This window comes from Peterkaempfera bronchialis, assembly GCF_003258605.2.
In the GTDB taxonomy this organism is placed as follows: Bacteria; Actinomycetota; Actinomycetes; order Streptomycetales; family Streptomycetaceae; genus Peterkaempfera; species Peterkaempfera bronchialis.
Genome location: NZ_CP031264.1, coordinates 4,619,970 through 4,633,302, shown reverse-complemented (window position 1 = coordinate 4,633,302; position 13,333 = coordinate 4,619,970). Strand labels below are relative to the sequence as shown.

At 73.1% G+C, this 13,333-nt stretch carries 10 protein-coding genes; all 10 read right to left on the bottom strand.

Features of this window, described 5'->3' with window-relative positions; genetic code table 11:
* Positions 1 to 115 precede the first annotated feature (115 nt).
* The 10 genes from C7M71_RS20725 to thrB all read right to left on the bottom strand — a co-directional run bounded on the left by C7M71_RS20725 (position 116) and on the right by thrB (position 13,033).
* Positions 116 to 1,399 carry a serine hydroxymethyltransferase gene (locus C7M71_RS20725; RefSeq protein WP_111490812.1) on the bottom strand — a complete coding sequence of 428 codons (1,284 nt, stop codon included), beginning with the start codon at positions 1,397 to 1,399 and terminating at the stop codon, positions 116 to 118.
* 179 nt (positions 1,400 to 1,578) lie between these two features.
* Positions 1,579 to 2,220, bottom strand: a complete 642-nt coding sequence (locus C7M71_RS20720) for an arsenate reductase/protein-tyrosine-phosphatase family protein (protein WP_111490828.1) — start codon at positions 2,218 to 2,220, stop codon at positions 1,579 to 1,581.
* Positions 2,221 to 2,294: 74 nt separating this feature from the next.
* Complete coding sequence (locus C7M71_RS20715; protein ID WP_111490811.1) at positions 2,295 to 2,942, bottom strand: L-threonylcarbamoyladenylate synthase; 648 nt, start codon at positions 2,940 to 2,942, stop codon at positions 2,295 to 2,297.
* 112 nt (positions 2,943 to 3,054) lie between these two features.
* Positions 3,055 to 3,921, bottom strand: a complete 867-nt coding sequence (gene prmC / locus C7M71_RS20705) for a peptide chain release factor N(5)-glutamine methyltransferase (protein WP_111490810.1) — start codon at positions 3,919 to 3,921, stop codon at positions 3,055 to 3,057.
* Positions 3,922 to 3,973: 52 nt separating this feature from the next.
* On the bottom strand, positions 3,974 to 5,050 hold the full coding sequence (gene prfA / locus C7M71_RS20700; protein WP_111490809.1) for a peptide chain release factor 1: 1,077 nt from the start codon (positions 5,048 to 5,050) through the stop codon (positions 3,974 to 3,976).
* Between the two features lie 170 nt (positions 5,051 to 5,220).
* Complete coding sequence (gene rpmE, locus C7M71_RS20695) at positions 5,221 to 5,442, bottom strand: 50S ribosomal protein L31 (RefSeq protein ID WP_111490808.1); 222 nt, start codon at positions 5,440 to 5,442, stop codon at positions 5,221 to 5,223.
* 151 nt (positions 5,443 to 5,593) lie between these two features.
* Positions 5,594 to 6,949 carry an LCP family protein gene (locus C7M71_RS20690; RefSeq protein ID WP_162824318.1) on the bottom strand — a complete coding sequence of 452 codons (1,356 nt, stop codon included), beginning with the start codon at positions 6,947 to 6,949 and terminating at the stop codon, positions 5,594 to 5,596.
* Positions 6,950 to 7,225: 276 nt separating this feature from the next.
* Positions 7,226 to 9,010, bottom strand: a complete 1,785-nt coding sequence (locus tag C7M71_RS20685; protein ID WP_111490807.1) for a trypsin-like serine protease — start codon at positions 9,008 to 9,010, stop codon at positions 7,226 to 7,228.
* A gap of 237 nt (positions 9,011 to 9,247) precedes the next feature.
* Positions 9,248 to 11,497 (bottom strand): transcription termination factor Rho, encoded by a 2,250-nt coding sequence (gene rho / locus C7M71_RS20680; protein ID WP_114914462.1) that lies wholly within the window; start codon positions 11,495 to 11,497, stop codon positions 9,248 to 9,250.
* Between the two features lie 618 nt (positions 11,498 to 12,115).
* The gene (gene thrB, locus C7M71_RS20675) at positions 12,116 to 13,033 is read right to left on the bottom strand and encodes a homoserine kinase (RefSeq protein ID WP_111492548.1); all 918 of its coding nucleotides are present in this window, start codon (positions 13,031 to 13,033) and stop codon (positions 12,116 to 12,118) included.
* Positions 13,034 to 13,333 lie beyond the last annotated feature (300 nt).

The following is a 13,333-nucleotide window of genomic DNA, read 5'->3' as shown; positions in this document are numbered from 1 at the left end:
AGGGGCGGGAGGTGCCGCCGGAGATGTCTGTGATCCAGGGTGCGTCGCCACGGCACCACACCTTATTCAGGTCGACGCCCTTCGCGCGCATCGCGGTTCTGCCCTGGGGGCAATGTCACCACTTCGGTACCGACCCACGGGCCAGTTCGCGGACCCGCTCGGCCAGTTCCCGGTCCGGCTCCGAGCTGCGCAGCGCCTGCCCGGTGAGCCGCGCCACCTCGGCCATCCCGGCGGTCCGCATCCCCTGCGTGGTCACGCAGCCGGTGCCCAGCCGCACCCCGGACGCCTCGGCGGGCGGCGCGGTGTCATAGGGCAGGGCGCACTTGCCGAGCAGTACCGAGACGGCCGCGCAGCGCCGCTCCGCCTCCCGGCCGCTGATGCCGAGCCCGGAGACGTCCGCCGTGACCAGATGGGTGTCGGTGCCGCCGGTGAGCGGGGTCAGGCCCTGCCCGGCGAGTCCCTCGGCCAGCGCCCGGGCGTTGGCGACGGCCGCCCGCGTATAGGCGGCGAACTCCGGGGTGGCGGCCTCCGCCAGCGCCACCGCCTTGGCCGCGACCTCGTGCATGGAGGGACCGCCCTGGATGAACGGGTAGACCGCCCGGTCCACCCGCTCGGCCAGCTCGGCGGTGCAGAGCAGCAGGCCGCCGCGCGGGCCGCGCAGCATCTTGTGGGTGACGCCGACCACCACGTCCGCGTACGGCACCGGGGAGGGCGCCGCTCCCCCGGCCACCAGGCCCAGGGTCTGCGCCGCGCCGGCGATCAGATAGGCGCCGACCTCGTCGGCGATGGCCCGGAACGCCTTCCAGTCCACCTGGCGGGGGTAGGAGATGGAGCCCGCGACGATGGCCTTGGGCCGCTGCCGCTTCGCCAGGTCGCGGACCTGCTCCAGGTCGATCAGGCCGTCCTCGCGGCGCACCCCGTAGCCGGTGAACTGGAACCAGCGGCCGGAGAAGTTGGCCCGTGAGCCGACGGTGAGGTGGCCGCCGTGCTGGAGCGACATCGCCAGCACCCGGTCGCCGGGCCGGAGCAGCGCGGCATAGGCGGCGAACATCGCGGTGGTCCCGGTGTACGGCTGCACATTGGCGTGGTCGGCGCCGAACAGCTCCTCCGCGCGGGTGACGGCCAGCAGCTCCGCGGCGTCCGCTGCGGCGCAGCCGGTGTGGTGGCGGCGCCCCGGGTAGCCCTCGGCGTACTTGTCGGCGAGCGGGCCGGAGAGGGCCGCCAGCACGGCCGGGGAGGCGATGTTCTCCCCCGCCAGCAGCTGGAGCGAGTCGCGCCGCCGGGCAGCCTCCAGGGCCAGCACATCGGCGATCTGCGGGTCGGTGCGCCGCAGGGCCTCCGGGGCCTCCCAGGGCGGCGTGCGGTCGGAGGTGGCGGTGGGGGGCTCGGTGACCGTCATGGCGGGGCTCCTCGGGCGGCTGGGCCGCGTGCGGAGGTGGTTCCTCCCCAGGGTAGGACGGGCGGCGCCGCACGGCGCGTCGTCGCCACCGGGCGGCCGACAGCGGGAGCGGCCGACGGCGGGGGGGCGGCCGACGGCGGGAGCGGCCGACGGCGGGGGACGGTCAGCGGCGGGGAGGGTCAGCGGCGGGGGATGCCGGTCAGCGCGGTGACCACCGGGTCCAGGGCGTGGTAGATCTCCTCGCCGCAGTTGCGGAACATGCTGATCGGCGCCCCGTACGGATCGTCCACCTCGTCCGCCTCCGGGGAGGAGGCCAGCAGCCAGCCGCGCAGCGCCGCCGCGGCCCGGACCAGGGCGCGGGCCCGGGCGGCCACGGCGGCGCCCTGGAGCGGGTCGGGGAGGGTCACCGGGTCTATGGTCCGCACCAGCCGGGTGAACTCTTTGAGGGTGAAGGTGCGCAGGCCCGCCGCATGGCCCATGGAGATCACCTGGGCGCGGTGGTCCAGGGTGGCGGTGAGCACCAGGTCGGCGTCGATGACGTGCTCGTCCAGCAGCTCCCGGCCGGCGAAGCCGTCCGGGTCGGCGCCGTACTCGCCCAGCACGGTGGCGGCGTGCGCCTCCATCGGGGCGCCCTCATGGCCCCAGGTGCCGGCGCTCTCCACCACGATCTGCTCGGCTCCGCGCGTGCTCAGGCGGGCTCCCAGCTCGTGCCGGGTCAGCCGCTCGGCGATCGGGGAGCGGCAGATGTTGCCGGTGCAGACGAAGAGGATCCGGAAGCGGTCGTGCGGGGTCGGGCCGGGCACCGGTTTGGGTCCGGATATGCCGTACGGGGCGGCGGGTGCACGGCCCTGGCCCGGCAGCACGAGGCGGCCCGGCGCCTGGGTGTCGGCGGGTGTCAACTGCCCGCCTCCAGGTCGGGTACGACCTCCCGCAGCTGGGCCTCGCTGACCGCGCCCGCGCGCAGCAGCACCGGGATCTTGCCGGTGACGTCCACGATGGAGGACGGCACGGCGTGCTCGGCGCGTCCGCCGTCCAGGTAGACCGAGACCGAGTCGCCGAGCTGGCTCTCCGCCTCGTCGCAGGTGGCCGGGGACGGGCCGCCGGTGAGGTTGGCGCTGCTGACCGCCATCGGGCCGGTGGTGTTGAGCAGCTCGATGGCGACCGGGTGCAGCGGCATCCGTACCGCGACGGTGCCCCGGGTGTCGCCGAGGTCCCAGCGGAGCGAGGGCTGGTGGCGGGCGACCAGGGTGAGGCCGCCGGGCCAGAAGGCGTCCACCAGCTCCCAGGCGGACTCGGAGAAGTCGGTGACCAGGCCGTGCAGCGTGGTCGGGGAGCCGACCAGCACCGGGGAGGGCATGGCCCGGCCGCGCCCCTTGGCGGTCAGCAGGTCGCGGACCGCCTCCGGGGAGAAGGCGTCAGCGCCGAGGCCGTAGACCGTGTCCGTCGGGAGCACCACCAGTTCGCCTCGGCGGACGGCGGAGGCGGCCTCGCGCAGGCCCGTCGCTCGGTCGCTCGGGTCGGCGCAGTCGTAGCGACGGCTCATCGGTGCAGGCCCCTTCCGTACGGGCTGATGGCGTTGGCGCTGGTGGTGATGGTGCTGGTGGTGATGGTGCTGCCGGTGATGGTGCTGCCGGTGGTGGTGTGCCGGACCCCGGTCACGGCACGGCCCGGCGGGCGGTGGTGAAGCGGGGGCGGTTGTTGAGGTCGCGGTGGTCGGCCGCGTCGGTCCAGCCGTGGTCCTCGTTGAAGATCCACGGCACCTGGCCGCCCTGGGTGTCGGCGTGCTCCACCACCACGACGCCGCCGGGGCGCAGCAGCCGGGCGGCGACCCGCTCGATGCCCCGGATGGTGGTCAGGCCGTCCTCGCCGGAGAAGAGCGCCAGCTGCGGGTCGTGGTCGCGGGCCTCGGGGGCGACGTACTCCCACTCGGTGAGCGGGATGTACGGGGGGTTGCTGATCACCAGGTCGAAGCGGCCGTTCCAGGACCGGTCGCCCTCGAAGGCGCGGGTGGCGTCGCCGGCGTGCAGGGTGACCCTGGCCCGGTCGGGGCTGGCGTCGATGTTGCGGCGGGTCCAGGTGAGGGCGTCCTCGTCCAGCTCGAAGGCGTGCACGGTGGAGCGCGGCACCTCCTGGGCGATGGCCAGCGCGATGGCGCCGGAGCCGCTGCACAGGTCGGCGACCAGGGGTTCGGCGACATCCATGTCGCGGACCGCGTCTATCGCCCAGTCGACCACCGACTCGGTCTCCGGCCGGGGGACGAAGACCCCGGGGCCGACCCGCAGCTCCAGATAGCGGAAGAAGGCCCGGCCGGTGATGTGCTGGAGCGGTTCGCGGGCCTCGCGGCGGGCGATGGCCTCCCAGTAGCGGGCGTCGAAGTCGGCGTCGGGGACGGTGTGCAGCTGCCCGCGCTTGACCCCGTGGATGTGCGCGGCGAGCTCCTCGGCGTCGAACCGAGGCGACGGCACTCCGGCCGCAGCCAACCGCTGGGTGGCCTGGGCCACCTCGGCGAGCAGCAGGTTCATCCGGCCCCCTTCCTGGTGTACGGGCGGCTTCCGGCCCCCGAGCGGCGGTGGTTCAGCTCTCCTGGGCCGCGGCGAGCTTGGCTGCGGCGTCGGCGTCCACGCAGGACTGGATGACCGTGTCCAGGTCCCCGTCGAGCACCTGGTCCAAGTTGTACGCCTTGTAGCCCACCCGGTGGTCGGAGATGCGGTTCTCCGGGAAGTTGTAGGTGCGGATGCGCTCGGACCGGTCCACGGTGCGGACCTGGCTGCGGCGGGCGTCGGACGCCTCCCGCTCGGCCTCCTCCTGGGCGGCGGCCAGCAGCCGGGAGCGCAGGATGCGCATCGCCTGCTCCTTGTTCTGGAGCTGGCTCTTCTCGTTCTGACAGGAGACCACGATCCCGGTGGGCAGGTGGGTGATCCGCACCGCCGAGTCGGTGGTGTTCACCGACTGGCCGCCGGGGCCGGAGGAGCGGTACACGTCGATCCGCAGGTCGTTGGGGCCGATCTCGACCTCGACCTCCTCGGCCTCCGGGGTGACCAGCACACCGGCGGCGGAGGTGTGGATGCGGCCCTGCGACTCGGTGGCGGGGACGCGCTGTACGCGGTGCACACCGCCCTCGTACTTCAGCCGCGCCCAGACGCCCTGGCCGGGCTCCATGGCACCCCGGGTCTTCACGGCGACCTGGACGTCCTTGTAGCCGCCGAGGTCGGAGGCGTTGGCGTCCAGGATCTCGGTCTTCCAGCCGACCCGCTCGGCGTACCGCAGATACATCCGCAGCAGGTCTCCGGCGAACAGGGCCGACTCCTCGCCGCCCTCGCCGGCCTTGACCTCCAGGATGACGTCCTTGTCGTCGCTGGGGTCGCGCGGGACCAGCAGCAGCCGCAGCCGCTCGGTGAGCTCCTCGCGCCGCGCCTCCAGCTCCTTGACCTCGGCGGCGAACTCCGGGTCGTCGGCCCCCAGCTCGCGGGCGGTGTCGATGTCCTCGCCGGTCTGCCGCCAGCTGCGGTAGGCCGCGGTGATGGGGGTCAGCTCGGCGTAGCGCTTGGACAGCTTCCGGGCGTTGGCCTGGTCGGCGTGGACCGACGGGTCGGCCAGCCTCTTTTCGAGGTCGGCGTGCTCGGTGAGGAGCTCTTCGACTGCCTCGAACATGGGTGGAAGCCTTCTTCCCGGGGTCTGCGGGGTGCGGAGCGGTGCTGGCGGTGCCTGGCGGGGCGCCTGCTGTCGCGCGGTGCGCGCTGCGATGGCAGACGCGAACGGCGCCGGTCGGGCATGCCCCCGCAGCGCGGCTGCGAGGACGCCCGGCCGGCGCCGAGAGGTCGCTACTTCTTGGCGGCGTGCTGCTTGCCGAAGCGGGCCTCGAAGCGGGCGACGCGGCCGCCGGTGTCGAGGATCTTCTGCTTGCCGGTGTAGAAGGGGTGGCACTGCGAGCAGACGTCGGCACGGATGACGCCGTCCTTGGCGGTGCTGCGAGTGCTGAACTCGGCGCCGCAGGTGCAGGTCACCTGGGTGACGACGTACTCGGGGTGAATGTCGCGCTTCAAGGGGTTCTCCTAGGGATCGGGAGGGCACCGGGTCGTACGGCTGCTGCCGCGCGTGAACCGGGACCGACGTACCAGTCTGCCAGGACCGGCCGCATCTTCCCAAACCGGGGCAGCGACCGCACTATTCCGCAGGTCAGCGCCGCGTGTCCGGCTACTCGCCGAGCAGCGCGTCCAGACCCGTGTCCTGCGTGGGGTCACGCGCCGGGTCCTGCCGCGCGTCCTGCGCCGGGTCCGGCCGCGTGGCCGGGGCAGCGGTCGGTGCGGCGGCCTGCCCGGCGCTGTGCGGCGCGTGTCGGCCAGTGTCGTGTCCGGCGCCGCGTCCGGCGCCGCGTCCGGTGTCATGTCCGGGGCCGTGTACGGGGCGGTGCGGGGCGGCGGGCCGGGAGGGGGCCGGCTTCCCGGTCGGCTTGGCCGATGTGGCCGGCTTGGCCGACTTGGGCGTGGTGGCCGGATTGGCGGGCTGGAGCTTGAGGATGTCCGCCGGGATCGGCCGGTCGTCCTTCAGCGCCTCCCAGAGCCGGGACGCCTGCGGCTCGGTGGCCACCACCCGGTTGGGGTTGGAGGGCGCGTAGTGGACCGGCAGGGTGGCCATGGCGAGGTCGCCCGGACCGATGCCCTTGAGCCGCTGGGAGAGCCCCACCAGGGCGTTGACCGACGCCAGGTCGGTGTCGGCGGTGATGCTCCTGGTGAGCGTGTCGGCCACCTTGAAGAGCTTCACCGGGTTGGCCAGCAGCCCGGCGCTCTGCGCCTGCCTGAGGATCGACGTCACCATCTGGTGCTGGAGCTCTATCCGCCCCAGGTCGCTGCCGTCGCCGACGCCGTGCCGGGTGCGGACGAAGGCCAGCGCCTGGTCGCCGCTGAGGTGGTGGGTGCCATGGGCCAGGGTGAGCCTGCTCTGCTTGTCCCGGATGTCGACCGCGGTGGTGACGTCGACCCCGCCGATGGCGTCGATGAAGCCGGCGAAGCCCGCGAAGTCCATCTCCATGAAGTGGTCCATCCGCAGCCCGGTGATGGACTCCACGGTCTTCACCGCGCAGGCCGCGCCGCCCACCTCGAAGGCGCTGTTGAACATGGCGCCGGAGACGGCCGGTACCGCGCTGCCGTCCGGCTTGGTGCACTCCGGCCGGTCCACCAGGGTGTCGCGAGGGATGGAGACCACGGACCCGCGCCGGTGGTCGCGCTCGATGTGCACCACCATCGCGGTGTCCGAACGGGCGGTGCCGTCATTGGCGCCACCGGCCTTCTGGTGGTTGGCACCGGCCCGCGAGTCGGAGCCCAGCAGCAGCAGGTTGAAGTCGCCGTTGGTGGACGCCGGCGGGCGGGCCCGGCCCAGCAGCGAGTCCATGTCGACGCTGGTGAGGTTGTGGTTGAGCTTCCAGTACGCGAAGCCGCCGAACCCGGCGGCCACCAGCACCACCCCCGCCAGCGACAGCCCCGCCACCCGCAGGCCGCGCCGACCGGATCGCCCCGAGGAGGGCGGCTGCTGGTCCTTCTGCTGCTCGGCCATGCTGCTGGGTCCGTCCCTCGTCTGCTTCCGCGCACCCGCGCGGGCCGGCTCCCGGATAGGACGTGCTGCGGCTCCTCTGCGGTTCCTGCTGCTCCGTGCGCCCGCCGCTGACGAGCGGGCGATGGATCACTTCGAGCATACGGGACATGACGGACAGGGCGGACGAAGCCGGGCATGACTGCGCCCCGCCGGGTCGGCCCGGCGGGGCGCAGTCGTCGGTGTCGGCACTGAGGCGTCGACCGGGGAGTCAGCCGGGGAATGCCGGCCGAGGGGAGGTCAGCCGAGGATGGTGTACGCCTTCCAGCTGCCCGTGCCCATCTTCACCCTGGCCCCGAAGGAGCCGTTGCCCTTGCCCGGGTACAGGTAGAGCGTCCCGTTGGTGAAGCGGACCAGCAGGTCGGCCTTGCCGTCGCCGTTCACGTCACCGGTCGCGGCGAGCGCGTTGGCCGACTTGAAGCCCGTGGCGGACAGGGTCTTGCGGGCGCCGAACTTGCCGTTGCCCTTGCCCGGCCACAGGTACAGCCCGCCGGCGGCGGTGCGGCCCACCAGGTCGACCTTGCCGTCACCGGTGAAGTCGCCGTGGCCCACCAGGTGGGTGTAGCTCTTGAAGCCGGAGCCCGCCTTGATCCGGGCGCCGAACTTGCCGTTGCCCTTGCCGGGGTAGACCCAGACCGTACCGGCCTTGTCCACGCTCAGCAGGTCGGGCAGGTCGTCGCCGGTGAGGTCGCCGGGGGCGACGATCTGCCGGATGCTGCCCCAGCCGGTGGACACGCGGGTGTTGACCCAGGACCGGCCGTTGTAGTGCCGCCAGTACAGCGACCCGTTGGTGCCGCGCATGACCAGGTCGACGATGCCGTCCCGGTCGAGGTCGGTCTGCAGCACCTTGTTGTAGGACTTCCAGCCGGAGCCGATCGAGGACCGGCTGCGCAGGGTGGGGCCCGAGTAGGCGTAGCCGTTGCCCTTGGCGTCGCGCGCCAGCAGGTCGGCCTTGCCGTCGCTGTTCCAGTCGGTGTCGGTGATCCGCGCCAGGGCCGCGACGGCGAAGGTGGAGACCTTGGTGAAGACGTCGTAGCCGCCTTCCTCCACGCAGTTGGGAGCGCCCCAGGAGACGATGCCCACGACCCGGCCGCCCACCACCAGAGGGCCGCCGGAGTCACCGTGGCAGCTGGCCACGGTGGTGGCGTCGCTGCCGGTGCCGGGCTTGCCGGCGCAGAACATGCCGCCCGCCTTGAAGTAGCCGGCCGTCTCCGGCAGCGCGTTCAACGCCGTGTTGCAGGTCGAGTCGGCCACGATCGGCAGGCTCGCCTTGAGGAGCCTCGGCGAGAGGTCGGCCTCGGGGTCGTCGGCGTCCTTGGTGAGACCCCAGCCGTAGACGGTGCCCACCGTGCCGGGCTTGTACGGGGTGTTGTCCCCCGGCACCGCCAGCTTGGTGGTCTTGGCCGTGAGGCCGCGGTCCAGCGTCAGGACGGCGATGTCGTTGCGGATGTCGTCCCGGGTGTCGCCGTGGTAGTCCGGGTGGCTCCACTGCCGCCACACGCCGGCGAGCTTGCCGTTCTCGCCGGTCCACAGGCCAGCGGTGCCGGAGACCACGATGCCGTTGTTCTTCCAGCTGAGGCCCGCCACGCAGTGCGCGGCGGTGAGCACCTTGTCCGGAGCGACCAGGGTGCCGCCGCAGAACTGCGCCGAACCGTCCCAGTTGAGGTACCAGAGCTGCACCATGGACGGCGCGCTGGTGATCGGTACCGGCGTACCGCCGATGATCCGGGCAGCCCCCGCGCCCTTGCCGTTCTGCGCCTCGGGGCTGCTGCCCACCAGGCCCTGCCGCTGGGCGGCCTTGCGGATGCGCGCCACCAGCGACTGGTCGACCGTGCCACCGCCCTTGGAAGCGGACCCGGCGAGTTCGGCCTTGACCGGCGTACCGGTCGGCGCTGCGGTGCCGGCCCACGCCTCGGAGGAAGCGGCGAAGGTGCCGCTCCCGACCAGAACGGTGGCAAGGGCGGCGGCAGAGAGTTTGTGCCGGCGTATCCGGAGCTTCCCGGATTCGCGCTGAGCAGGATTCACTTGTTCTCCTGTGGCAGAAGAGAGACACCCTCCCCCAGAGGGCGCCTTCAAACAGTGTCGGCGGGCAGCCGTACGAAACAGGCGCACACTTCCGACCCACTGAATGTTAGTGCGACGTAAACATCCGATGGTCGGTGGGGGGCGCGGTTGTGACAGAACCCGTACTTTTGACGACCGGTTCAACACAGGGAGCCCCGGACCGTGGGTCACGGTCCGGGGCTCCCTGGTGATGGTACGTCAGTCCATGTTGCCCGGCGTCGTCTTGGCGATCTGCATCAGGAACTCGCCGTTGCTGCTGGTCTTCTTCATCCGGTCCAGCAGCAGCTCGATGGCCTGCTGCTGGTCCAGCGCGTGCAGCACCCGGCGCAGCTTCCAGACGATGGCCAGCTCCTCGCTGCCCAGCAGGATCTCCTCCTTGCGGGTGGACGAGGCGTCCACGTCCACCGCCGGGAAGATCCGCTTGTCGGAGAGCTTGCGGTCGAGCCTGAGCTCCATGTTGCCGGTGCCCTTGAACTCCTCGAAGACCACCTCGTCGGCCCGGGAGCCGGTCTCCACCAGGGCGGTGGCGAGGATGGTCAGCGAGCCGCCGTTCTCGATGTTGCGCGCGGCACCGAAGAACTTCTTCGGCGGGTAGAGCGCGGTCGAGTCGACACCACCGGACAGGATGCGGCCGGAGGCCGGCGCCGCCAGGTTGTAGGCACGGCCCAGACGGGTGATCGAGTCCAGCAGGATGACCACGTCATGGCCCAGCTCCACCAGGCGCTTGGCGCGCTCGATGGCCAGCTCGGCGACGACCGTGTGGTCCTCGGCCGGTCGGTCGAAGGTCGAGGAGATGACCTCGCCCTTGACCGACCGCTGCATGTCGGTGACCTCTTCCGGACGCTCGTCGACCAGGACGACCATCAGGTGGCACTCGGGGTTGTTATGGGTGATCGCATTGGCGATGGCCTGCATGATCATCGTCTTGCCGGTCTTCGGCGGGGCGACGATCAGACCGCGCTGGCCCTTGCCGATCGGGGCGACCAGGTCGATGATCCGGGTGGTCAGCACGCTCGGGTCGGTCTCCAGGCGGAGCCGCTCCTGCGGGTACAGCGGGGTGAGCTTGCCGAACTCGGGGCGGTTGCGGCCGGCCTCCGGGTCCATGCCGTTCACCGAGTCCAGGCGCACCAGCGCATTGAACTTCTCGCGGCGCTCGCCCTCGCGCGGCTGGCGCACCGCACCGGTGATCGCGTCACCCTTGCGCAGGCCGTTCTTGCGGACCTGGGCCAGCGAGACATACACGTCGTTGGGGCCGGGCAGGTAGCCGGAGGTCCGCACAAACGCGTAGTTGTCCAGGATGTCCAGGATGCCGGCGACCGGGATCAGGACGTCGTCCTCGCCGATCTGCGGCTCGCTGGTGCCCTCGAAGCCCTCGCGGCGGCCACCCCGGCGGTTGCGGTCGCGGTAGCGGCCACGGCGACCGCGGCGGCCACCGTCGAAGTCGTCCTCGTCCTGCTGCTGCTGGTCGCGGCGCTGGTCGCGGCCTTGGCCGCCCTGTTGGTCGCGGGCCTGGTCACGGCCCTGGTCGCGGGCCTGGTCACGACCCTGGTCACGACCCTGGTCGCGGCCCTGGCCGCCGTCCTGGCGGGTCTCCTGACGGCTCTCCTGGCGGTCGCCCAGCTGGCGGTCGCCGCCCTGGCGGTCACGGTCCCGGTCGCGGCGGTTGCGCCGGTCGCGGCGGGTCTCGCGGTCGCCGCCCTGGCCGCCGTCGACACCGCCCTGGCCGTCGCCGGCCTCCTGGCGGTCGGCCCGGTCGCCACGGTCGGTGCGCTCGACCCGGTCACCACGGTCGGTACGGTCGCGGCGGTCCCGGCGCTCACGGCGGCCGTCGCCGACCTGGCGGGCGTCCTCGGCGGCCTTCTCACGGGTCTCGGTGGCCAGCGCGGCGGTCGGCTCGGCGCGCTCGGCGACGGCCTCCTGCACGGGCTCGGCAGCAGCCGAGGCGGTACCGGCCGCCGGGGTGCCCGCAGCCGACGTCGCCCGGCGGCGCGGCCGCTCGGCGCGGGCCGGCGGCGCGGTCTCGGCGGCGGCGTTGTCGCCCGCCACCTGGCCGGGGATCTCGATCTGCGGCGCGGGCTCGGCCGCGGCGGCGCGGGCCCGGGTGCGCCGGACCGGCTTCTCCTCGGCGGCAGCGCCCTCCTCGTCCTTGGCCGCAGCGGCCTTGGCCTTGGTGGTCCGCTTGGCGGCCGGGGCGGCCGGGGCCTCACCGCCGGCCAGCAGCGGGTCGCCGCCGTTCTTCTCCTTGATGGCGTCGATCAGCTGGCTCTTGCGCATGCGCCCGGTGCCACTGATACCAAGACCGGAGGCGAGCTGCTGAAGCTCGGCGAGAACCAGGCCGTTGAGGCCGGAGCCCGTGTTCCGGCGACGCTTGGGCGCGGGGGCCGCAGCCGCTGCGTCCGGAGCATCGGCGTCCGGGCGCGCGCCCATCAGATCGGTGGTGTCGCTCACGAAGGGTCCTTCCCTGGAGCGGACGTCGGCCTGTCTGGCTCGGCGACCGGTTGTGCTGTCCGTCCTGCGTGGTGTGCAGGTCCGGGGCGGTGTTCCGCCGGATGGCGGTTGAAGGTTGGTGTGGTGTGTGCGGTGTCCAGCGCGGCGACGTCGTACGCGTCGGCCTCGCGCCGCCGTACCGCTCTGGATTCCGGGCCCCCGTCGCGAGATGGTGGCCCTGATACCCCCGGGCGCGGCCTCAGGTGGAGGCCGGCGGCTGCGGGCGCCCCCTAGAGCGGTTGGGGCCGGGCACCGTCACGGCTTCGGGACGCGGCCGTACTCGCGCAGGCAGGCTGCGTACGCGGTGAGGCAGGCTCCCGGAGATTCGCGGTCCCGTACTTCCGGTATACCCCGTCGAGATGAGGAGCCGGGATCGGGACACCGAGCACCGCGCCCCGGAGGGCTCCTGGTGCTCGCATGAGATTAACACTACTGGACCCAACAAACATTCCCCCACCCTGAGTGCGCCAATCGTGTCCTGCGACTTCCTCGTCTCCCCTCCCTACCCTGCGTACCTGCCCTGCGTTCCTGCCCTGCGTTCCTGCCCCGCCGACCTGCCCCGCTCCGGCAGGCCCGGCCTCAGACGTCGAGCGGCAGGACCGACGCACCGCGGTGGTCGAGCTCCAGGCGGTGCGCCGCCCACTCCGGGCCTGCGAAGTGGGTGAGCTTGTCGGCCGTACCGTCGTGCGCCAGGGCCAGCACGGTCGGTCCGGCGCCGGAGACGACCGCAGCGACGCCCTCCGCCCGCAGGGCGGCGACCAGCGCGGTGCTCTCCGGCATGGCGGCGGACCGGTAGTCCTGGTGGATGCGGTCCTCGGTGGCCGGCAGCAGCAGTTCGGGGCGCCGGGTGAGCGCCTCCACCAGCAGTGCGGCGCGGCCGGCGTTCACAGCGGCGTCGGCGTGCGGAACGGTGCGCGGCAGCAGGCCGCGAGCGGTCTCGGTGAGCAGCGGCGTGGCCGGGACGAAGACCACCGGGACGACCTCGGGCGACGGGTCGAGCCGGATGGCGCGGGCCGTGTCGTCCTCGGTCCAGGCCACCGTGAAGCCGCCGTAGAGGCAGGCCGCGACATTGTCCGGATGGCCCTCCAGCTCGGATGCGAGCGCCAGCAGCCCGGCGTCGTCCAGCGCGGACGGGCCGCCGATGGTCACCGCGCGGGCGGCGACGATACCGGCGCAGATCGCGGCGGAGGAGGAGCCGAGGCCACGGCCGTGGGGTATGCGGTTGGCGCAGACCACCTCCAGGCCGCGCGGCTGGCCGCCGAGCACCTCGAAGGCCGCGCGCAGCGACCGCACCACCAGGTGGCGCTCGTCGCGGGCCAGGGTGTCGGCGCCCTCGCCCGCTATGTCCACATGCAGCCCGGAGTCGGCGACCCGGACCACGACGTCGTCGTAGAGGCCCAGCGCGAGTCCGAAGGCGTCGAAGCCGGGGCCGAGGTTGGCGCTGGTCGCGGGGACCCGCACCCGGACGGCTGCGGCGCGGAACGCGGGACCGGCCATGCGGTGAACTCTCCTGTGACTCTGTCGTGGACTCTGTCGTGCCCGGGCGCTGGGCCCGGGCTCCGGGTGGGGGCCGCACGGCGTGGGGCGGTGGTCTGGGTGGGGCGGCGGTTGGGTGGAGCGGTGTCGGCGGGGCCTCGGCGGCGGGCCCGATGCGGGCCCGCGACCCGGCCGCACGTCGGCGGGGTACGGGTGGGCGGCGGCTTCCCCCGGCGCCCGCCCGGGCGGGGGCGGCGCTTGCCGAAGGGTGTGCGGGCAGCGGATATACCGGCGGCCTGTGCCGCCCGTGGCTCCAGGGTA

Excerpts from the sequence above, each read along its gene's own strand:
- prfA (WP_111490809.1), bottom strand. The coding sequence starts at position 5,050 with ATGTTCGAGGCAGTCGAAGAGCTCCTCACCGAGCACGCCGACCTCGAA.
- C7M71_RS20725 (WP_111490812.1), bottom strand. The coding sequence starts at position 1,399 with ATGACGGTCACCGAGCCCCCCACCGCCACCTCCGACCGCACGCCGCCC.
- C7M71_RS20715 (WP_111490811.1), bottom strand. The coding sequence starts at position 2,942 with ATGAGCCGTCGCTACGACTGCGCCGACCCGAGCGACCGAGCGACGGGC.
- C7M71_RS20690 (WP_162824318.1), bottom strand. The coding sequence starts at position 6,949 with ATGGCCGAGCAGCAGAAGGACCAGCAGCCGCCCTCCTCGGGGCGATCC.
- thrB (WP_111492548.1), bottom strand. The coding sequence starts at position 13,033 with ATGGCCGGTCCCGCGTTCCGCGCCGCAGCCGTCCGGGTGCGGGTCCCC.
- prmC (WP_111490810.1), bottom strand. The coding sequence starts at position 3,921 with ATGAACCTGCTGCTCGCCGAGGTGGCCCAGGCCACCCAGCGGTTGGCT.